The sequence below is a fragment of the Enterobacter cloacae complex sp. IR53041 genome (genome assembly GCF_049238285.1).
GTDB classification, from domain to species: Bacteria; Pseudomonadota; Gammaproteobacteria; order Enterobacterales; family Enterobacteriaceae; genus Enterobacter; species Enterobacter roggenkampii.
Genome location: NZ_JBMKHB010000027.1, coordinates 38,102 through 56,928, shown reverse-complemented (window position 1 = coordinate 56,928; position 18,827 = coordinate 38,102). Strand labels below are relative to the sequence as shown.

Annotated in this window: 22 protein-coding genes and 1 pseudogene; 19 read left to right on the top strand and 4 right to left on the bottom strand. The window is 54.9% G+C overall.

Annotation, left to right across the window (positions count from 1 at the left end):
- Positions 1-130 precede the first annotated feature (130 nt).
- On the bottom strand, positions 131-1,414 hold the full coding sequence (locus ACOTXF_RS17980; protein WP_265101817.1) for a FliC/FljB family flagellin: 1,284 nt from the start codon (positions 1,412-1,414) through the stop codon (positions 131-133).
- A 318-nt stretch (positions 1,415-1,732) separates the two neighbouring features.
- Here ACOTXF_RS17980 and fliD point away from each other — a divergent pair, with 318 nt between their 5' ends.
- From fliD to amyA, 4 genes are all read left to right on the top strand, one after another.
- The gene (gene fliD, locus ACOTXF_RS17975) at positions 1,733-3,145 is read left to right on the top strand and encodes a flagellar filament capping protein FliD (protein ID WP_039025588.1); all 1,413 of its coding nucleotides are present in this window, start codon (positions 1,733-1,735) and stop codon (positions 3,143-3,145) included.
- A 12-nt stretch (positions 3,146-3,157) separates the two neighbouring features.
- Positions 3,158-3,571, top strand: coding sequence for a flagellar export chaperone FliS (gene fliS / locus ACOTXF_RS17970; protein ID WP_039025587.1), 414 nt, complete (start codon positions 3,158-3,160; stop codon positions 3,569-3,571).
- Positions 3,571-3,936: a flagellar protein FliT gene (fliT, locus tag ACOTXF_RS17965; protein WP_039025586.1), complete on the top strand. Its 366-nt coding sequence runs from the start codon at positions 3,571-3,573 to the stop codon at positions 3,934-3,936. The genes fliS and fliT overlap by 1 nt, the downstream gene beginning before the upstream one ends.
- Positions 3,937-4,008: 72 nt before the next feature.
- Positions 4,009-5,496, top strand: coding sequence for an alpha-amylase (amyA, locus tag ACOTXF_RS17960; protein ID WP_103142258.1), 1,488 nt, complete (start codon positions 4,009-4,011; stop codon positions 5,494-5,496).
- A gap of 93 nt (positions 5,497-5,589) precedes the next feature.
- Here amyA and yedD read toward each other — a convergent pair whose 3' ends face one another.
- Both yedD and fliE read right to left on the bottom strand, forming a co-directional pair.
- Positions 5,590-6,003 (bottom strand): lipoprotein YedD, encoded by a 414-nt coding sequence (gene yedD / locus ACOTXF_RS17955; RefSeq protein ID WP_023293875.1) that lies wholly within the window; start codon positions 6,001-6,003, stop codon positions 5,590-5,592.
- 74 nt (positions 6,004-6,077) lie between these two features.
- Positions 6,078-6,392 (bottom strand): flagellar hook-basal body complex protein FliE, encoded by a 315-nt coding sequence (gene fliE / locus ACOTXF_RS17950; protein ID WP_008500329.1) that lies wholly within the window; start codon positions 6,390-6,392, stop codon positions 6,078-6,080.
- 228 nt (positions 6,393-6,620) lie between these two features.
- Here fliE and fliF point away from each other — a divergent pair, with 228 nt between their 5' ends.
- The 14 genes and pseudogenes from fliF (at position 6,621) to rcsA (ending at position 18,155) form a co-directional block, all read left to right on the top strand.
- Positions 6,621-8,300, top strand: coding sequence for a flagellar basal-body MS-ring/collar protein FliF (gene fliF / locus ACOTXF_RS17945; RefSeq protein WP_249577567.1), 1,680 nt, complete (start codon positions 6,621-6,623; stop codon positions 8,298-8,300).
- Complete coding sequence (fliG, locus tag ACOTXF_RS17940) at positions 8,293-9,291, top strand: flagellar motor switch protein FliG (RefSeq protein WP_008500327.1); 999 nt, start codon at positions 8,293-8,295, stop codon at positions 9,289-9,291. The genes fliF and fliG overlap by 8 nt, the downstream gene beginning before the upstream one ends.
- Positions 9,284-9,991: a flagellar assembly protein FliH gene (gene fliH, locus ACOTXF_RS17935; protein ID WP_008500326.1), complete on the top strand. Its 708-nt coding sequence runs from the start codon at positions 9,284-9,286 to the stop codon at positions 9,989-9,991. Before fliG ends, fliH begins: the two co-directional genes overlap by 8 nt.
- Positions 9,991-11,361: a flagellar protein export ATPase FliI gene (gene fliI, locus ACOTXF_RS17930; protein ID WP_234115297.1), complete on the top strand. Its 1,371-nt coding sequence runs from the start codon at positions 9,991-9,993 to the stop codon at positions 11,359-11,361. Before fliH ends, fliI begins: the two co-directional genes overlap by 1 nt.
- A gap of 21 nt (positions 11,362-11,382) precedes the next feature.
- A complete protein-coding gene (gene fliJ / locus ACOTXF_RS17925) occupies positions 11,383-11,826 on the top strand; it encodes a flagellar export protein FliJ (RefSeq protein ID WP_021241386.1) in 444 nt (147 codons plus the stop codon).
- On the top strand, positions 11,823-13,055 hold the full coding sequence (gene fliK, locus ACOTXF_RS17920) for a flagellar hook length control protein FliK (RefSeq protein ID WP_059361371.1): 1,233 nt from the start codon (positions 11,823-11,825) through the stop codon (positions 13,053-13,055). Before fliJ ends, fliK begins: the two co-directional genes overlap by 4 nt.
- 106 nt (positions 13,056-13,161) lie before the next feature.
- Positions 13,162-13,632, top strand: a complete 471-nt coding sequence (gene fliL / locus ACOTXF_RS17915) for a flagellar basal body-associated protein FliL (RefSeq protein WP_021241388.1) — start codon at positions 13,162-13,164, stop codon at positions 13,630-13,632.
- A gap of 4 nt (positions 13,633-13,636) precedes the next feature.
- Positions 13,637-14,641, top strand: coding sequence for a flagellar motor switch protein FliM (gene fliM / locus ACOTXF_RS17910; protein WP_008500320.1), 1,005 nt, complete (start codon positions 13,637-13,639; stop codon positions 14,639-14,641).
- Positions 14,638-15,051: a flagellar motor switch protein FliN gene (gene fliN, locus ACOTXF_RS17905; RefSeq protein ID WP_008500318.1), complete on the top strand. Its 414-nt coding sequence runs from the start codon at positions 14,638-14,640 to the stop codon at positions 15,049-15,051. Before fliM ends, fliN begins: the two co-directional genes overlap by 4 nt.
- A 2-nt stretch (positions 15,052-15,053) precedes the next feature.
- The gene (gene fliO / locus ACOTXF_RS17900) at positions 15,054-15,428 is read left to right on the top strand and encodes a flagellar biosynthetic protein FliO (RefSeq protein ID WP_047747998.1); all 375 of its coding nucleotides are present in this window, start codon (positions 15,054-15,056) and stop codon (positions 15,426-15,428) included.
- Positions 15,428-16,165 carry a flagellar type III secretion system pore protein FliP gene (fliP, locus tag ACOTXF_RS17895; RefSeq protein ID WP_008500316.1) on the top strand — a complete coding sequence of 246 codons (738 nt, stop codon included), beginning with the start codon at positions 15,428-15,430 and terminating at the stop codon, positions 16,163-16,165. The genes fliO and fliP overlap by 1 nt, the downstream gene beginning before the upstream one ends.
- Positions 16,166-16,174: 9 nt before the next feature.
- Positions 16,175-16,444: a flagellar biosynthesis protein FliQ gene (fliQ, locus tag ACOTXF_RS17890; RefSeq protein ID WP_008500315.1), complete on the top strand. Its 270-nt coding sequence runs from the start codon at positions 16,175-16,177 to the stop codon at positions 16,442-16,444.
- A gap of 7 nt (positions 16,445-16,451) precedes the next feature.
- A pseudogene (gene fliR / locus ACOTXF_RS17885) lies at positions 16,452-17,244 on the top strand (flagellar biosynthetic protein FliR); the annotation flags it as partial.
- Positions 17,245-17,531: 287 nt separating this feature from the next.
- Positions 17,532-18,155 carry a transcriptional regulator RcsA gene (gene rcsA, locus ACOTXF_RS17880; protein ID WP_008500313.1) on the top strand — a complete coding sequence of 208 codons (624 nt, stop codon included), beginning with the start codon at positions 17,532-17,534 and terminating at the stop codon, positions 18,153-18,155.
- Positions 18,156-18,262: 107 nt separating this feature from the next.
- On the opposite strand, the gene dsrB is transcribed toward rcsA, so the two are convergent.
- The gene (gene dsrB, locus ACOTXF_RS17875; RefSeq protein ID WP_008500312.1) at positions 18,263-18,451 is read right to left on the bottom strand and encodes a protein DsrB; all 189 of its coding nucleotides are present in this window, start codon (positions 18,449-18,451) and stop codon (positions 18,263-18,265) included.
- Between the two features lie 136 nt (positions 18,452-18,587).
- On the opposite strand from dsrB, the gene yodD reads away from it, so the two are divergent.
- Positions 18,588-18,815 carry a YodD family peroxide/acid resistance protein gene (gene yodD, locus ACOTXF_RS17870; RefSeq protein ID WP_013097742.1) on the top strand — a complete coding sequence of 76 codons (228 nt, stop codon included), beginning with the start codon at positions 18,588-18,590 and terminating at the stop codon, positions 18,813-18,815.
- Positions 18,816-18,827 lie beyond the last annotated feature (12 nt).

The following is an 18,827-nucleotide window of genomic DNA, read 5'->3' as shown; positions in this document are numbered from 1 at the left end:
ATGATTATCCGATTCTGGAGGGGTTTTAATCGGGAGAATAGTGGATGAAATGGGGGGTTATTTGGGGGGTTACGCGTGTATGCGGACAGAAAAAACCCCGCCGAAGCGGGGTTTGTCGGCAAATTGCGAATTAACGCAGCAGGGACAGCATGGTTTGCGGAACCTGGTTGGCCTGAGCCAGAACAGAAGAGCCAGCCTGCTGCAGGATCTGCGCGCGGGACATGTTGGACACTTCGGTCGCGTAGTCGGAATCCTGAATACGGCTGCGAGCATCGGTCAGATTGTTCACAGTGTTGTTCAGGTTAGTAATGGTAGATTCGAAACGGTTCTGGGAAGCACCCAGGATGCTGCGCTGAGTGTCAACCGCTTTCAGTGCGGCATCAATATCAGCCAGTGGGTTACCATCGGTAGCGCCAGTTGAATCAACAGTACCGTTCAATACGTCGAAACCTTTTGCAGCAACGGTACGCAGATTTCCATTAACTACTGCTCCCGGAGTGGCTTCTGCTGCTGTAGTCCCTTTTGCTTTAGCTGAGTCTACTACCGCAGAAGATTTAGCGCTCAAAGCCTTTAGGGCATCATCTGCAGTGGTTTTATCGTCTGCTACTGGGGAAGCAGCATAACCTGTTTTGATTTTTTCCAAAGTAGCTGAATCGATTGACTGAGAAGAGTCCAAGCCTAATTTTGTATTCAGGGCACTCAACGCATCTTTCTCGGCCTGCGAACCATTAACTGCTTTGGCGTATGCAGTAAGTTCCGTAGAGGCACCAGTTACTGCAGCTTTAGATTTATCTGTCACTTCAGCATTGTAAGCAGCGGTATAGGCCGTTTTAGCAGTAGTAAGCGCAGCCTGGTTTGTATTGATAGAAGTCGTTGAAGTGCCGTTAGCGCCTGCTGTCGCCAGGTTCCAACCTGAACTTGAACGAATTGCAATACTGATTTGTTCGCCATCTTTAGAACCGACCTGGAAATCGTAGCTTGTATCAGTTGCGGTACGGTTATCCAGAACTTTGATGCCGTTAAAATCGGTTTGTTTGGTTACGCGGTTGATCTCTTCCATGCGCTGGTTAACTTCAGACTGGATGGAATCGATATCAGATGCAGAGTTAGAGCTGTTCTGCGCCTGAACGGTCAGGTCACGAACACGTTGCAGGTTGTTGTTGATTTCGCTCAGCGCGCCTTCAGCGGTCTGGGACAGAGAGATACCGTCGTTAGCGTTACGCGCAGCAACGGTGAGGCCGTTGATGTTAGAGGTGAAGCGGTTGGCGATCGCCTGGCCAGCAGCGTCATCTTTTGCACTGTTAATACGAAGACCAGAAGACAAACGCTCAATAGCTGTACCCAGAGAAGACTGAGATTTGTTCAGGTTAGTCTGCGTCATCAGCGACAGGCTGTTAGTATTGATTACTGCCATAATTGAGTATCCTTCATAAAGTGTTAAGTTTCAGGCCGCTGGCCTACGGCTTTCGCGCCGTTAACCAGGTTATCGACAGCCCAAAACGAACCTTTAGGTATTTTTTTCACATCCCCTGTATTTTTTATTTTCTTTCTGAATATTCCCCCTGCTCCTTTTCCTTTTTTTCTTGTCTAAGGTCCACGGCCTGACTGAGCGGTGGAATAGCTTCCTAAAAAGTCTTTTTATTGTGCAATTGATAACTTTTCTTTTTCGCTAAACTTCCTGGGCAATGTGCCGATACCCATTCCATTGGTTCTCATTCAAAAGGAAAATGTAATGGCAAGTGTTAGTTCTCTTGATGCAGGTTCAAACCTGGGCCTGAGTGCCCTGTTGGACCAACTCTCAACTAGTGAGCAGCAGCGCTTAACCCCGTTAACGACTCAGCAGACGTCGTACAAAGCCCAGCTTACTGCGTGGGGTCTGGTCAAGAGTTCGCTACAAAAAGTGCAAACGGCAGCCGAAGCACTTGCTAAAGCGGATAAAATTGCCACGACGTCTGTGACCAGTAAAAACACAGCGTTTACGGCCACCGTTGATGCGGGGGTACCTGCGGGCAATTATTCTATTGAGGTGATCGGTCTCGCTCAGTCTCAAACGCTGACATCGAAAGAATTTACCAATAAAACAGACAGTATCGGTGGTACTACAGCGGGTAACTCCCGCACGATTACCATTACGCAACCCGGACAAAAAACACCGATGACCGTCACGTTAACGGATGATCAAACATCCTTATCGGGCATTCGCGACGCTATTAACAAGCAAAACGGCAGCGTAACGGCCAGTATTATTAAAGCGGACGATGATTCGTATTACCTGTCTCTTACCTCAAAGGATACAGGGTTAACAAATGCCATGACGGTCACAGTCTCCGGCGATGATAAGCTTAAGCAAAATCTGGCGTACGATCCGGCTGCCACGACCGGAAATGGCCTGACCCAAACGGTTAAGGCGGCTGACGCGGTGGTAAAGATCAATGACATTACGATCACGCGAAGCAGTAATACGATTTCAGATGCGCAGGATGGATTAACGTTAACCCTGACAAAACAGACCGAAGAAAATAAACCTGAACAATTAACGGTAGCGCGTGATAATACGGCAATGAAGACAGCGATTCAGACATTTGTCGATGCTTACAACTCATTGCAAACGACGATTTCTTCACAGACGAAATATACTGCGGTTGATCAGGGCAGCACTTCGCAAGACAGTAGCAACGGTGATCTGATGGGAGACGGTACGCTGCGAAATATTCAGACGCGTCTGCGTTCAATGGTGATCAGCAGCCAACCGACAGACTACGCAACGCTGTCATCAATGGGCATTACGCAGGATGTGAACGGTAAACTTACCGTTGACAGCACCAAGCTGGACAAAGCCCTGAACGAAAAACCGGGTAGCGTGACCCAATTCTTCGGCGGTGATGGCGAGAAAACCGGGTTTGGCGTACAGACCAATGACCTGCTGAAAAAATTCCTGGCAGATGACGGAGTCGTTCAGAGTGCAACCGATGGCATTAATAGCTCGCTGAAAAAGCTTAAAGTGCGAATCGACAGCACCACACTCAGCATCAACAATACGATTGAACGCTATAAGAAGCAGTTCACTTCGCTTAACTCATTGGTAAATAAACTGACCAATACAGGAAATTACCTGTCGCAGCAGTTTACCGCCATGAATTCGTAATAAGGAATTTGCATGTATAGCCGTACGGGCATCAATGCTTATGCAAACATAGAAGTGGAGAGCGCAGTGTTAAGCGCCTCCCCTTATCAGCTTGTGAATATGCTTTTTGATGGCGCACTGAGCGCGTTAAAGAGAGCTCAAATCCTGATAGAACAGGGTGATATCTCAGGGAAAGGTCAGGCATTATCCAAAGCTATTAATATTATATCGAACGGCTTGCAGTCCGGCCTCGATTTTAATGTAAACCGTGAGCTTTGTGAGAACCTTGATAGCTTGTATGCGTATATGACTCGTCGCTTACTACATGCAAATCTACATAATGATCAGACTGCGATAGCTGAAGTGCATGCACTCCTCAGTAATATTTCCGAAGCGTGGAAAGAGGTTGCCCCACATTCATCTAAAGCGAACCAGGAAAAATATTAATGAGCGCGTCCTATTCATCCTTGCAAAAATGGTTACTGCTTCGTTCAGTGAGTCAGAAAATGTTAAAGTTGGCAACCGAGAATAAATGGGATGAATTGGTTGAAGGAGAAATTGAATATGTACAACTTGTGGAAAGTTTATCACAAGAGCAGTTTACTGCCGATGACGCCTGCGCGCCTCAGATTCGGGAAGTCCTGAGAATTGTTATTGAAAACGAAAACGAGGTTAAACGCCTGCTCAATATCCGCATGGAGGAGCTTAAGAAATTGATTAAAAACGGTGTTCAGCAGAACTCCCTGTCATCAGCTTACGGAAACCTCTCTGGTGTGGTGCTGGTACCAGATGCGCCCACCGCCTCACAATAATTTTTTTTGATCGTTTTCACAAATTTCTCCCATACTCCAGAAGTCAGCTTAACGGCTTCTGGAGCACGGACGATGAAAAACCCCACCCTGTTACAATGTTTTCACTGGTACTACCCTGCTGGCGGTGAATTGTGGCGAGAGGTCACGGCGTTAGCCCCCAATCTTAACGAAATCGGCATTAACATGATCTGGCTCCCGCCCGCCTATAAAGGCGCGTCAGGCGGGTATTCTGTCGGCTATGACTCCTATGACCTGTTCGATCTGGGCGAGTTTGACCAGAAAGGCAGTATCGCCACGAAATACGGTGACAAAGCGCAGCTGCTGGAAGCCATCGACGCCCTCAAGCGCAACGACATTGCCGTGCTGCTGGACGTGGTGGTGAACCACAAAATGGGTGCCGATGAAAAAGAGCCTGTCCGCGTTCAGCGCGTGAACGAGCAGGATCGCACGCAAATCGATGACGAGGTCATCGAGTGTGAAGCCTGGACCCGCTACACCTTCCCTGCCCGCGCCGGGCAATATTCCCAGTTCATCTGGGACTACAAATGCTTCAGCGGCGTCGACCACATTGAAAACCCAGATGAAGACGGCATTTTTAAAATCGTCAACGACTACACCGGTGAAGGCTGGAACGAGCAGGTTGATGATGAGATGGGTAACTTCGATTATCTGATGGGCGAAAATATCGACTTTCGCAATCACGCCGTCACCGAGGAGATCAAATACTGGGCCCGCTGGGTCATGGAACAGACGCGCTGCGACGGTTTTCGTCTGGACGCCGTCAAGCATATTCCCGCCTGGTTCTACAAAGAGTGGATTGAGCACGTCCAGGAGGTCGCCGACCAGCCGCTGTTTATCGTGGCGGAATACTGGTCTCACGAGGTGGATAAACTTCAGGCCTATATCGACCAGGTCGAAGGCAAAACCATGCTGTTTGATGCCCCCCTGCAGATGAAATTCCACGAGGCGTCACGTCAGGGCCGGGATTACGACATGAGCCAAATCTTTACCGGCACGCTGGTGGAAGCCGATCCGTTTCATGCGGTGACCCTCGTCGCAAACCATGACACCCAGCCTTTGCAGGCGCTGGAAGCCCCGGTCGAAGCCTGGTTTAAACCGCTGGCGTATGCGTTGATCCTGCTGCGGGAAAATGGCGTGCCGAGCGTCTTTTATCCTGACCTCTTTGGCGCCAGCTATGACGATACGGGTGGAGACGGTGAAACGTACCATATTGATATGCCTGTGATTGAGCAGCTCCACGAGCTGATCCTCGCGCGCCAGCGTTTTGCCCACGGCGTGCAGACGCTCTTTTTTGACCATCCTAACTGCATCGCCTTCAGCCGCAGCGGCACGGAAGACGATCCCGGCTGCGTGGTGGTGATGTCGAACGGGGACGACGGCGAGAAGGTAATTTGCCTGGGGGAAAACTACGGCAACAAAACGTGGCGGGATTTTATCGGCAATCGCGAAGAAACGGTCACCACGGCGGCGGATGGCGAAGGGACTTTTACCTGCAAAGGCGGAAGCGTGAGCGTGTGGGTAATTGAGGATGCGCTATAGAAACAATGCCGGGTGGCGGCTTCGCCTTACCCGGCCTACGCGAAGGCACTTTTGTAGGCCGGGTAAGCGTCAGCGCCACCCGGCAACAAACGGCTACGGTAGTTTACTCTCCAGCGGATGCTTGCTCAGGTAATCGGCACACTCAACCGTTGGGCGATCGACCTTCTGCAGCTCCAGCCCGTCGTACTCAAGCGTCGAGCCATCGCGCTCCAGCGGATAAATATCCAGCTTGCGCGTCACGTTGTAATAACTGTCTGAACGCAGCATGATTTTACCCGGCACGGCAATCACGCGCTGCCACTGACGGCAGTCCAGCGTATCGCCCTCTTCCGTCACCACCAGCGTGGCAATCGCTTCAGGGCTGACCATTTTGCTCTGCGGCCCTTTTGACTGCCAGTATCCCGCCAGATGCGCCGGGACAGGATGCTTGATCACCTCTTTATAATTATCGACCTGAACGCACCCGGTCAGTGCCAGCAGCGCGCCAGCAATTGCTATTTTTTTCATCATCTTTCCTGCATTCGAAGAAAAAAATATTGTGGCATTAAAGCGCTGCGGCTGCCAGCGAAGATCGACAGGTCTTAGACCTGCATCCCCATCACTTCCTGATAAGCCGACACCAGCTTGTTACGCACCTGGATCCCCATCTGCAGGGAAACCGAGGCTTTTTGCAAATCGGTCATCACATCATTCAGCGCCACACCCGGCTCGCCGAGGGTGAACTTTTCTGCCTGCGTGCGCGCTGCGGTCTGGGTATCACTGATACGGTCAAGAGCGGCATGCAGTTGCCCTGCAAAGCTGATGCTCGGCTGCTGATCTGCCACATTCTGATTACGGGCCGTCATCGCCGTTGCCTGCAGCTGACTGATTACCCCTTCAATGCCCTGTATAGCCATGACTCTCCCCTGGATGGTTTTTTACGCGGTCAAGACTAACAGCTTGTCAATAAGATAATGGCGGTAAATAGCATGAAAAAACCAGGTTATTTGACGCATAGAAAATCACGAATCATCAAATAATGGCAGGGCCATCAATATGGAACATTTGTCGTGTTTGCCGACCCGGGAGTCAGTTTTGTTTCTCTACACGAATAACGTAAACCACCAGGATTTAAGAGGTGCGCAATGAGTGCAACAGCATCGACAGCGCCGCAGAATAAATCACTCGAGTGGATGAACCGCCTTCGCGCGAATCCTAAAATCCCGTTGATCGTGGCAGGCGCTGCCGCAATTGCGATCCTTGTAGCGATGGTCCTGTGGGCGAAAAGCCCTGATTACCGGACGCTCTACAGTAACCTTTCCGATCAGGATGGCGGCGCCATCGTCACCCAGCTGACCCAGATGAACATCCCTTATCGCTTTGCCGATAATGGCGGTGCGCTGGAGGTCCCGGCAGATAAGGTGCACGAACTGCGTCTTCGCCTGGCCCAGCAGGGGCTGCCGAAGGGCGGCGCGGTAGGCTTTGAGCTGCTGGATCAGGAAAAATTCGGTATCAGCCAGTTCAGCGAGCAGGTGAACTACCAGCGTGCGCTGGAAGGTGAGCTGGCCCGCACCATTGAAACATTAGGCCCGGTGAAGAGTGCCCGCGTGCACCTGGCGATGCCTAAACCTTCCTTATTTGTCCGCGAACAGAAATCACCTTCGGCTTCCGTGACCGTGAACCTTGAGCCAGACCGCGCGCTGGACGAAGGGCAAATCAGCGCGGTGACGCATCTCGTCTCCAGCGCCGTCGCCGGTCTGCCGCCGGGTAACGTGACGCTGGTTGACCAGAGCGGTCACCTGCTGACGCAATCCAATACCGCCGGTCGCGATCTGAATGACGCGCAGCTGAAATATGCCGCTGATGTGGAAAGCCGTCTCCAGCGTCGTATCGAAGCGATCCTGGGTCCGGTGGTGGGCAACAGCAACGTGCACGCGCAGGTCACCGCGCAGATCGACTTCTCGAATAAAGAACAAACCGAAGAGCAGTACAGCCCGAACGGCGATGCGGCGCAGGCGGTGATGCGTTCGCGCCAGATCAACACCAGCGAGCAGATTGGCGGCGCAAACCCGGGCGGCGTGCCGGGCGCGCTGTCTAACCAGCCTGCCCCGGCTAACGCGGCGCCGATCTCTACGCCGCCGGCCAATCAGCAGAACGGCCAGCAGAATAACCAGCAGACCACCTCAACGGCGACGAACAGCGGTCCACGAAACAGCAGCCGTAACGAAACCACGAACTACGAAGTGGATAGGACGATTCGCCACACTAAACTGAACGTGGGCGATATTCAGCGTCTCTCCGTTGCGGTAGTGGTGAACTACAAAACGCTGGCGGATGGCAAACCGTTGCCGTTGACCGCCGAACAGATGAAGCAGATTGAAAACCTGACCCGTGAAGCGATGGGTTACTCCGAGAAGCGCGGCGATACCCTCAACGTGGTGAACTCACCGTTCAACTCGGTGGAAGAGACCGGCGGTGAACTGCCGTTCTGGCAACAGCAGGCGTTTATCGACCAGCTGATGTCCGCAGGACGCTGGCTGCTGGTGCTGATTGTCGCGTGGCTGCTGTGGCGCAAGGGCGTTCGTCCTCAGCTCCAGCGCCGTGCTGAAGCCGAAAAAGCGGCTCGCGAGCAGATGAATGCGCGTCAGGAAACGGAAGAAGCGGTTGAAGTGCGCCTCAGCAAAGATGAACAGATGCAGCAGCGCCGCGCTAACCAGCGCATGGGTGCCGAGGTGATGAGCCAGCGCATTCGCGAAATGTCAGATAACGATCCGCGCGTCGTGGCGCTGGTCATCCGTCAGTGGATGGGTAACGAACATGAGTAATACGCTTACGGGCACCGATAAAAGCGTCATCCTGCTGATGACCATTGGCGAAGATCGCGCGGCAGAGGTGTTTAAACACCTCTCCCAGCGGGAAGTGCAAATTCTCAGTGCGGCGATGGCCAACGTGCGTCAAATCTCCAACAAGCAGCTGACCGAAGTGCTGTCGGAGTTTGAGCAGGAAGCCGAACAGTTTGCCGCGCTGAACGTCAACGCCAACGACTACCTGCGTTCCGTGCTGGTCAAGGCGCTGGGCGAAGAGCGTGCCGCCAGCCTGCTGGAAGACATTCTGGAAACGCGCGATACCGCCAGCGGTATCGAAACGCTTAACTTTATGGAACCGCAGAGTGCCGCCGACCTTATTCGCGACGAGCACCCGCAGATTATCGCCACCATCCTTGTCCACCTCAAACGTGGTCAGGCGGCCGATATTCTGGCGCTGTTCGAAGAGCGTCTGCGTCACGATGTGATGCTGCGTATCGCCACCTTCGGCGGCGTTCAGCCTGCCGCGCTGGCGGAGCTGACCGAGGTGCTGAACAACCTGCTCGACGGCCAGAACCTCAAGCGCAGCAAAATGGGCGGCGTGAGAACGGCGGCAGAAATCATCAACCTGATGAAAACGCAGCAGGAAGAGGCCGTCATTACGGCGGTTCGCGAATTCGACGGCGAGCTGGCACAGAAAATCATCGACGAGATGTTCCTGTTCGAAAACCTCGTCGAAGTGGACGACCGCAGCATCCAGCGCCTGCTCCAGGAAGTGGATTCCGAGTCGCTGCTTATCGCCCTCAAAGGCGCCGAGCAGCCGCTGCGCGAGAAGTTCCTTCGCAACATGTCTCAGCGTGCGGCCGATATCCTGCGCGACGACCTTGCCAACCGTGGCCCGGTTCGTCTGTCTCAGGTGGAAAACGAACAGAAAGCCATTCTGCTTATCGTTCGTCGTCTGGCGGAAACCGGCGAGATGGTGATTGGCAGCGGAGACGACACCTATGTCTAATGAGCTGCCGTGGAAGCGCTGGACGCCGGACGATCTGGCCCCTCCCCTCTCCGAGTTCACGCCAGCCGCGATCCCGACCGAGGCGCTTGACCCGGACGTCGAGCAGCCCGAGCTGAGCGAAGAGGAGCAGCAGGCGCAAATGCTGGCTCAGCTGCAAATGCAGGCGCACGAGCAGGGCTACAATGCCGGTCTGAACGAAGGCCGGCAGAAAGGCCACGAGCTGGGGTATCAGGAAGGCCTGGCGAAAGGGTTAGAGCACGGTATCGATCAGGCGCGCCAGCAGCAGGCGCCGATCCATGCCCGCATGCAGCAGCTGGTCAGCGAGTTTCAGCACACGCTGGACGCGCTGGACAGCGTGATTGCCTCGCGACTGATGCAGATGGCGCTGGAAGCCGCGCGTCAGGTGATCGGCCAGACGCCCGTGGTGGATAACACGGCGCTAATCAAACAAATTCAGGGTCTGCTGCAGCAGGAGCCGCTGTTCAGCGGTAAGCCGCAGCTGCGCGTCCACCCGGACGACCTGCAGCGCGTGGAAGAGAGCCTGGGCGCGACGCTAAACCTGCACGGCTGGCGTCTGCGCGGCGACCCGTCGTTACATCACGGCGGCTGCAAAGTTTCTGCCGATGAAGGCGATCTGGATGCCAGCGTCGCCACCCGCTGGCAGGAACTGTGTCGCCTGGCGGCACCGGGAGTCGTCTGATGACCGCACGCCTCACCCGCTGGCTCACCACGCTCGACAACTTTAAGACGAAGATGGCGCAACTGCCCTCTGTTCGTCGTTATGGGCGGCTGACGCGCGCCACCGGTCTGGTCCTGGAGGCCACCGGCCTGCAGCTTCCGCTGGGCGCGACCTGCGTGATTGAGCGTCAGGACGGTCTGGAAACGCGTGAAGTAGAAAGCGAAGTGGTCGGGTTCAACGGCCAGCGCCTGTTCCTGATGCCGCTTGAAGAGGTGGAAGGTATTCTGCCCGGCGCGCGCGTGTATGCCAAAAACACGTCCGGCGATGGGCTGCAAAGCGGGAAACAGCTGCCGCTTGGTCCTGCCCTGCTGGGTCGCGTGCTGGACGGCAGCGGGAAGCCTCTCGACGGGCTGCCCTCCCCGGACACCACCGAAACCGGCGCATTAATTACCCAGCCGTTTAACCCCCTGCAGCGAACCCCTATCGAGCATGTGCTCGACACCGGCGTGCGCCCGATCAACGCCCTGCTGACCGTGGGACGCGGGCAACGTATGGGCCTCTTCGCCGGGTCAGGCGTGGGTAAATCCGTCCTGCTTGGCATGATGGCGCGCTACACCCAGGCGGACGTTATCGTCGTGGGCCTGATCGGCGAGCGCGGTCGTGAAGTAAAAGACTTTATTGAAAACATTCTGGGTGCGGAAGGCCGTGCCCGCTCGGTGGTCATTGCCGCACCGGCGGACGTGTCGCCGTTACTGCGTATGCAGGGGGCAGCCTATGCCACCCGCATCGCCGAAGATTTTCGTGACCGCGGCAAGCACGTGCTGCTGATCATGGATTCGCTGACCCGCTACGCGATGGCGCAGCGTGAAATCGCGCTGGCTATCGGTGAGCCACCGGCGACCAAAGGCTACCCGCCTTCGGTCTTCGCCAAACTCCCTGCCCTGGTGGAACGTGCGGGGAACGGCATCAGCGGCGGCGGCTCCATCACCGCGTTCTATACCGTGCTGACCGAAGGCGATGACCAGCAGGATCCGATTGCCGACTCCGCGCGCGCGATCCTTGACGGTCATATCGTGCTGTCTCGTCGTCTGGCCGAAGCCGGACACTATCCGGCGATAGATATTGAAGCCTCTATCAGCCGCGCGATGACCGCGCTGATAACCGAGAAACACTACGCCCGCGTGCGTAACTTTAAACAACTCCTCTCCAGCTTCCAGCGCAACCGCGATCTGGTCAGCGTGGGGGCGTATGCCAAAGGCAGCGACCCGATGCTCGACAAAGCGATTACCCTGTGGCCGCAGCTGGAGGCATTTTTGCAACAAGGCATTTTTGAACGTGCCGACTGGGAAGATTCAATTCAGGCTCTGGAGCTGATTTTCCCGCAGGTGTAACACAGGTGGAGGGCGAAGGTCATGGCGCAAAACAGCGCGTTATCAACGCTGAAAGATCTGGCTGAAAAAGAAGTTGATGATGCCGCATTGCAGCTTGGCGCAATGCGACGCGGGTGCCAGCAGGCTGAAGAACAGTTGAAGATGTTAATCGACTATCAGCATGAATATCGCACCAACCTCAATACCGATATGACACAGGGCATTGGAAGCCAGCGCTGGATTAACTATCAGCAGTTTATCCAGACGCTGGAGAAGGCGATAGATCAGCATCGCCAGCAGCTTCACCAGTGGACCCAGAAAGTCGATACCGCGCTGAATTTCTGGCGCGAGAAGAAGCAGCGACTGCAGGCCTGGCAGACCTTACAGGACCGACAGATTGCGGCAACGACCCTGGCGGAAAACCGCCTGGATCAGAAAAAAATGGATGAGTTTGCCCAGCGCGCATCAATGAGGAAACCGGAATGATCACACTGCAACAACTGCTGATGAGCGACAGCGACCTGTCAGGCGGTACGCAGACAGGAAAAGGCACCGACGGTGCACAGGACTTTCTCGCGCTGCTTGCGGGCGCCCTGTCGGACGCGACGGGCAAGGGCAACGATGCGCCCCTGACTCTGGCTGACCTGAAAGCCGCCGGCAGCAAGCTGTCCCACGTTGCTCAAGACGCCAAAGGGGATACCACCCTGCAGGCCAAAATTGCCGACCTGCTCTCGCGTCAAACTGCGCTGAATGGCGATGAAACGTCGCCCGTTACGTCGCTTGATACGCTGGTATCCGGGCTGGTGCCGCTGTCAAAGGGTGATGCCCTGAAAACGCTTAATGCGGTCAACAGCAAAGATGACGGCAAAAGCGAGCTGAGCGAAGAGGAACTGGCCGGGTTAAGCGCGCTGATGGCCATGCTGCCGCACCAGCAGACCAGCACCTCACGTGCGGCAGGCAGTGACGGTGTGCCCGCCACCGCAACGCTGAGTTCAGCGGCGCTGACGCAAAACGGCGCGGGCCAACCGTCCCTGAACGCGCTTCCGGGAAGCTATGATAAAGCCCAGAGTGCTGCGCCTTATCAGAGCCAGGCGAAAAACAGCGACCCGGCCCTGTCGGGTAACGCGCCGGCCACGCCGGCCGTGGCCGCAACGGCAGAGAAGCAGGAGCTTGCCAGTTCCTCCTCCTCAGCCTCACCGACGGCAACCCTGGCACCGATTATGTCCAGCCATGCGACCAGTCAGACGGCCGCCACCGTCGCCACCGCGCCGGTGTTAAGCCAGCCTCTGGGTACGCATGAATGGCAGCAGTCCCTGAGCCAGCACATCACCCTGTTCACTAAACAGGGCCAGCAGACAGCCGAGCTGCGTCTGCACCCGGAAGATCTGGGTCAGGTGCAAATTTCGCTTAAGCTGGATGATAACCAGGCACAGCTGCAGATGGTTTCTGCGCACAGCCATGTCCGTGCGGCGCTGGAAGCCGCGCTGCCGGTCCTGCGAACCTCACTGGCGGAGAACGGCATTCAGCTTGCGCAAAGCAGCGTCAGCAGCGAGAGCTTTGCCGGGCAGCAGCAGTCCTCATCCCAGCAGCAGCACCAGGCTTCGCGTTCCGGCAACACCGGCGGCTTTAATGACGAGAGCGATGAGTTACTGCCTGTCCCTGCCGCTCTGCAATCCGCCGCGCGCGGTAACAGTGCCGTAGACATCTTCGCCTAAACGCCAGAGGTAGCGTGATTATCCCCGTCTTTTCCACGCTTTGACGACAGCAGGACACGGGATAATCACCTTATTAAGCTGTACCGAAACAGGAAGCTCGTATCAGATGACTGACTCCGCTATCACCAAAAAAAGTAAGCGTTCCATCTGGATCCCGCTGCTGGTGTTGATCACGCTCGCCGCCTGCGCTACCGCGGGCTATAGTTACTGGCGTATGCAGCAGGAACCTTCGACCGCTGCGGCCAAAGCCGAACCTGCACCACCGCCGGCGCCGGTATTTTTCCCTCTGGACACCTTCACCGTGAACCTCGGTGACGCGGATCGTGTGCTGTATGTCGGTATTACGCTGCGCCTGAAGGATGAAGCCACGCGCGCGCGTCTGAATGATTATCTTCCGGAGGTGCGTAGCCGCCTTCTGCTGCTGTTCTCTCGTCAGGACGCTTCGGCGCTGGCCACCGATGTGGGTAAGCAAAAGCTGGTCGACGCCATTAAACAAACGCTGGCGACCCCGCTGGTAAACGGCCAACCTAAGCAGGAAGTCACTGACGTTCTGTATACAGCCTTCATTCTGCGGTAACGACATGGGCGACAGTATTCTTTCTCAGGCAGAAATCGATGCGCTGCTCAACGGCGACAGCGATAAAAGTGATGATCCGCAACCGGGTATTGGCGGCGATAGCGATATTCGTCCCTATGACCCGAATACCCAGCGTCGCGTGGTACGTGAACGTCTGCAGGCGCTGGAGATCATTAACGAACGTTTTGCACGTCAGTTCCGTATGGGGCTGTTTAACCTGCTGCGTCGTAGCCCGGATATTACGGTCGGTGCGATCCGCATTCAGCCGTATCACGAGTTTGCCCGCAACCTGCCGGTGCCAACCAACCTTAACCTGATTCATCTGAAACCGCTGCGCGGCACCGGTCTGGTGGTGTTTTCGCCAAGCCTGGTGTTCATCGCGGTGGATAACCTGTTCGGCGGCGACGGGCGTTTCCCGACCAAAGTAGAAGGTCGCGAATTCACCCACACCGAACAGCGCGTCATTAACCGCATGCTGAAGCTGGCGCTGGAATCCTACAGCGACGCGTGGAAAGCGATTAACCCGCTGGAAGTGGAGTACGTCCGTTCTGAGATGCAGGTGAAATTTACCAACATCACTACCTCCCCGAACGATATCGTCGTGAACACGCCGTTCCACGTGGAGATCGGTAACCTGACCGGCGAGTTCAACATCTGCCTGCCGTTCAGCATGATCGAACCGCTACGCGAGCTGCTGGTTAACCCGCCGCTGGAGAACTCCCGCAACGAAGACCAGAACTGGCGTGAAAACCTGGTCCGCCAGGTCCAGCATTCGCAGCTTGAGCTGGTGGCGAGCTTCGCCGATATCCCGCTGCGGTTATCTCAGATCCTGAAATTACAACCCGGTGATGTTTTGCCGATAGAAAAACCCGACCGCATTATTGCCCATGTGGATGGTGTCCCCGTGCTGACAAGCCAGTACGGCACGATTAACGGTCAGTATGCGTTACGCGTTGAGCACTTGATCAACCCGATTTTGAATTCGCTGAATGAGGAACAGCCCAAATGAGTGACATGAACAATCCGTCCGATGAAAACAGCGGAGCACTGGACGATCTGTGGGCTGACGCGTTAAACGAGCAAAAAGCGACCCCGGCCAAAAGCGCAGCGGATGCCGTATTCCAGCAGCTTGGCGGCGGTGACGTCAGCGGCACGCTGCAGGATATCGACCTGATTATGGATATCCCGGTTAAGCTGACCGTTGAGCTGGGACGCACCCGCATGACCATTAAAGAGCTGCTGCGCCTGACGCAGGGCTCCGTAGTAGCCCTTGACGGTCTGGCCGGCGAGCCGCTGGATATCCTGATCAACGGCTATCTGATTGCTCAGGGTGAAGTGGTGGTGGTGGCCGATAAATACGGCGTACGCATCACCGACATCATTACCCCGTCTGAACGTATGCGTCGTCTGAGCCGTTAAGCATGAAAACCCAGGCAACAGTATCGCAACCTTCTGCCGTTCCCGGCTCGCCTCTGCTCCAGGTGAGCGGGGCGTTGTTCGGTATTATTGCCTTTATTCTTATCGCCGCCTGGCTGGCGAAGCGCTTTGGCCTGGCGGGGAAAACCGCCGGTGCCCGCGGGCTGAAGGTCAGCGCCAGCACCACGCTGGGGCCGCGTGAACGCGTGGTCATCGTCGAGGTGGACGATGCGCGCCTGGTCCTGGGCGTCACGGCGTCAAACATCAGCGTGTTACATATACTGCCGCCCGCCCCTGTTGTGGTGGACGAGCGTGCAGAGGCCCCTGCGGATTTCCAGTCCGTGATGAAGAGTTTGCTTAAGCGTTCCGGGAGATCCTGATGCGCCGTTTGTTATCCCTGACGCTTGCGGGCGTTGGCCTGTTTGCTCCCGCGGTCTATGCGCAACTGCCCGGTCTGGTTTCTACCCCGCTCGCGGGCGGCGGCCAAAGCTGGTCGCTTCCGGTTCAGACGCTGGTGTTCATCACCTCGCTGACGTTTATTCCGGCTATCCTGCTGATGATGACCAGCTTCACCCGCATCATCATCGTTTTTGGTCTGCTGCGAAACGCGCTCGGCACCCCTTCCGCTCCGCCAAACCAGGTTCTGCTCGGGCTGGCGCTGTTTTTGACCTTTTTCATTATGTCGCCGGTGATCGATAAGATTTACACCGACGCCTACCAGCCGTTCAGCGAAGATAAAATCTCCATGCAGGAGGCGCTGGATAAAGGCGCGCAGCCGCTGCGGGAATTTATGCTGCGCCAGACGCGTGAAGCCGATCTGGCCCTCTTTGCCCGCCTGTCCAACACCGGCGAACTGCAGGGACCGGAAGCGGTACCCATGCGTATTCTGCTGCCCGCCTATGTGACCAGCGAGCTGAAAACCGCATTCCAGATTGGCTTTACCATCTTTATTCCGTTCCTGATTATCGACCTGGTGATCGCCAGCGTCCTGATGGCGCTCGGGATGATGATGGTGCCGCCCGCGACCATCGCCCTGCCCTTTAAGATCATGCTCTTTGTACTGGTCGACGGCTGGCAGCTGCTGGTCAGCTCGCTGGCGCAGAGTTTCTACAGTTAAGGAACGGCAATGACACCCGAATCGGTCATGATGATGGGCACGGAGGCGATGAAAATCGCGATTGCCGTTGCCGCGCCGCTGCTGCTTGTCGCGCTGGTTACCGGTCTGATTATCAGTATTCTCCAGGCCGCCACGCAGATTAACGAAATGACGCTGTCATTCATCCCGAAAATCATCGCCGTGTTCGTGGCGATTATCGTGGCCGGGCCGTGGATGCTGAACCTGCTGCTGGACTATATGCGCAACCTGTTTACCAACCTGCCGTACATCATCGGCTGACCTGACGATGCTGCACTTCACCAGCGACCAGTGGGTTCAGTGGCTCGGCGTCTATTTCTGGCCGATGCTGCGCATCATGGCGCTGATCTCCACCGCCCCCATTCTCAGCGAGAAATCGATCCCCAAGCGTGTCAAAGTGGGGCTGGGCATCATCATCTCCATTATCGTCGCCCCGTCTCTTCCGCCGGTGGATATTCCGATCTTCTCGGCGAATGCGGTATGGGTGGCCCTGCAGCAGGTGATGATTGGCGTCGCCGTTGGCTTTACCATGCAGCTCGCCTTTGCCGCGGTGCGTACCGCGGGGGAACTGATTGGCCTGCAGATGGGGCTATCGTTCGCCACGTTTGTTGACCCTGGCAGTCATCTCAACATGCCCGTGCTGGCGCGCATTATCGATCTGCTCGCCATGCTGCTGTTCCTGTCGTTCAACGGCCATCTGTGGCTTATCTCCATGCTGGTGGACACGTTCCATACGCTGCCGATTGGCGAAAATCCGGTGAACAGCAATGCGTTTCTGGCGCTCACCCGCGCGGCGGGGCTGATCTTCCTCAACGGGCTGATGCTGGCGCTGCCGATCATCACCCTGCTGCTGACCGTCAACCTGGCGTTAGGTTTACTCAACCGAATGGCACCGCAGCTTTCGGTGTTTGTCATTGGTTTTCCGCTGACGCTGACGGTCGGAATTTTATTAATGTCATTACTGATGCCACTTATCGCTCCCTTCTGTGAACATTTATTCGGCGAGATATTCAACCTGTTAGCGGATATTGTCAGCGAACTGCCACGTAAATAATAGCCCGCACTGTTGTTACTGTCTTTCTGAGGATATTCCTAAAATAAAACGCGAAAAACATCTTCCAGGATATATCTGACGCGGTTTAATTGTTTCTAACCACCTCACAATACTTAATATTTACTTTACTTTAAGAAGATTCCTGGCAAATTATACGTAACTTTACGGGATAGTGAGTCCGCCTGAAAGTCTTTGTCATGCTCACAGGTTTATTATTTTTTTCCATCCCGTATGGCTGTTTTGAGCTCTCAGGCAGATGGTGAATTATCGTTACGCATTGAGTGAGGGTATGCCATGTCAACGATCATTATGGATTTATGCAGCTACACCCGGCTAGGGTTAACCGGGTACCTGGCAAGCAGAGGGGTAAGAAAGAGAGACATCAACGATGCACACACCGTTGACGAACTCGCAGCCGCTTGTGACGAACTAAAACCAGGCGTGGTGTTTATTAATGAGGACTGTTTCATTCACGATCCAGCCAACAGTCAGCACATTAAGCAAATCATTAATCAGCATCCAAAAACCCTGTTTATTGTTTTTATGGCGATCGCGAATATCCATTTCGATGAGTATTTGTTGGTCCGTAAAAATTTATTGATCAGTTCTAAATCGATTAAACCCGAGTCGCTGGATGACATTTTGGGTGATTATTTGAATAAAGAAGTTAAAAATGTAGGAGCGGTTAACTTACCCACCCTATCATTAAGCAGGACTGAATCAAGTATGCTGCGAATGTGGATGGCGGGACAAGGAACTATTCAGATCTCCGACCAGATGAATATTAAAGCGAAAACCGTTTCATCACACAAAGGAAATATTAAACGGAAAATTAAAACGCATAATAAGCAAGTGATCTACCACGTGGTACGCCTGACCGATAATGTGACGAACGGGATTTTCGTCAACATGCGTTAGTCGCTTAAGAAAAGACCCTGTGCACCCTACCTTTGATCTCTGGCCTGGCCAGAGATTTTTGCTTTTACAGCGGGTGTCGGGCACGCAATGTGCTACCCGACGCCGTGCTAGTCTGCTTTCTCTACAAAAATCCCGTCCGGATGCCCCAGTTCGTTAAAAAACCAAATGCCGAGCGGGTAGTCTTCCAGTGATACCAGGTACATTGTACCTTCGCTAAACTCTTCAATTGCCAGCACCACACCCGGGCGGCGCGGCCCACCGTCCGTTTTAACGGTTACCCGATCGTTGACCTTCATACATTCCTCCTCTGGTTTTGAGCCAGTGTAGAACAAAACGCAAAAACGCACATCGCCGCCCGGCGTGAATGGCGTTTTTATGCACAGGCTATACTTAACCCTGGACACGTTTGCAGGTTGAGAGAGGAGTCCCGCAATGAAGACCGATAAAGAGTACAGCGATACCATCAAGCGCGAAGTCGAGGTGGATGTCGATGCCCTGCTGGCCGCCATCAATGAGATCAGCGAGTCAGAAGTCCGCCGCACGGACGACAATTCGGACCGCGTCATTGTCAACGGAAGGGATTATCACACCTATCGCGAGCTGGCCGAGGCCTTCGAGCTCGATATTCACGACTTTAGCGTGTCGGAAGCCAATCGTTAGGGCGAAAAAAAT

Bases quoted from the DNA above. Each gene is read 5' to 3' on its own strand.
- fliN (WP_008500318.1), top strand. From the start codon at position 14,638: ATGAGTGACATGAACAATCCGTCCGATGAAAACAGCGGAGCACTGGAC.
- fliG (WP_008500327.1), top strand. From the start codon at position 8,293: ATGAGTAATACGCTTACGGGCACCGATAAAAGCGTCATCCTGCTGATG.
- yodD (WP_013097742.1), top strand. From the start codon at position 18,588: ATGAAGACCGATAAAGAGTACAGCGATACCATCAAGCGCGAAGTCGAG.
- fliD (WP_039025588.1), top strand. From the start codon at position 1,733: ATGGCAAGTGTTAGTTCTCTTGATGCAGGTTCAAACCTGGGCCTGAGT.
- fliS (WP_039025587.1), top strand. From the start codon at position 3,158: ATGTATAGCCGTACGGGCATCAATGCTTATGCAAACATAGAAGTGGAG.
- rcsA (WP_008500313.1), top strand. From the start codon at position 17,532: ATGTCAACGATCATTATGGATTTATGCAGCTACACCCGGCTAGGGTTA.
- fliQ (WP_008500315.1), top strand. From the start codon at position 16,175: ATGACACCCGAATCGGTCATGATGATGGGCACGGAGGCGATGAAAATC.
- ACOTXF_RS17980 (WP_265101817.1), bottom strand. From the start codon at position 1,414: ATGGCAGTAATCAATACTAACAGCCTGTCGCTGATGACGCAGACTAAC.
- fliF (WP_249577567.1), top strand. From the start codon at position 6,621: ATGAGTGCAACAGCATCGACAGCGCCGCAGAATAAATCACTCGAGTGG.
- fliK (WP_059361371.1), top strand. From the start codon at position 11,823: ATGATCACACTGCAACAACTGCTGATGAGCGACAGCGACCTGTCAGGC.
- fliP (WP_008500316.1), top strand. From the start codon at position 15,428: ATGCGCCGTTTGTTATCCCTGACGCTTGCGGGCGTTGGCCTGTTTGCT.
- dsrB (WP_008500312.1), bottom strand. From the start codon at position 18,451: ATGAAGGTCAACGATCGGGTAACCGTTAAAACGGACGGTGGGCCGCGC.
- fliH (WP_008500326.1), top strand. From the start codon at position 9,284: ATGTCTAATGAGCTGCCGTGGAAGCGCTGGACGCCGGACGATCTGGCC.
- fliO (WP_047747998.1), top strand. From the start codon at position 15,054: ATGAAAACCCAGGCAACAGTATCGCAACCTTCTGCCGTTCCCGGCTCG.
- yedD (WP_023293875.1), bottom strand. From the start codon at position 6,003: ATGAAAAAAATAGCAATTGCTGGCGCGCTGCTGGCACTGACCGGGTGC.
- fliI (WP_234115297.1), top strand. From the start codon at position 9,991: ATGACCGCACGCCTCACCCGCTGGCTCACCACGCTCGACAACTTTAAG.
- amyA (WP_103142258.1), top strand. From the start codon at position 4,009: ATGAAAAACCCCACCCTGTTACAATGTTTTCACTGGTACTACCCTGCT.
- fliJ (WP_021241386.1), top strand. From the start codon at position 11,383: ATGGCGCAAAACAGCGCGTTATCAACGCTGAAAGATCTGGCTGAAAAA.
- fliL (WP_021241388.1), top strand. From the start codon at position 13,162: ATGACTGACTCCGCTATCACCAAAAAAAGTAAGCGTTCCATCTGGATC.
- fliM (WP_008500320.1), top strand. From the start codon at position 13,637: ATGGGCGACAGTATTCTTTCTCAGGCAGAAATCGATGCGCTGCTCAAC.
- fliE (WP_008500329.1), bottom strand. From the start codon at position 6,392: ATGGCTATACAGGGCATTGAAGGGGTAATCAGTCAGCTGCAGGCAACG.
- fliT (WP_039025586.1), top strand. From the start codon at position 3,571: ATGAGCGCGTCCTATTCATCCTTGCAAAAATGGTTACTGCTTCGTTCA.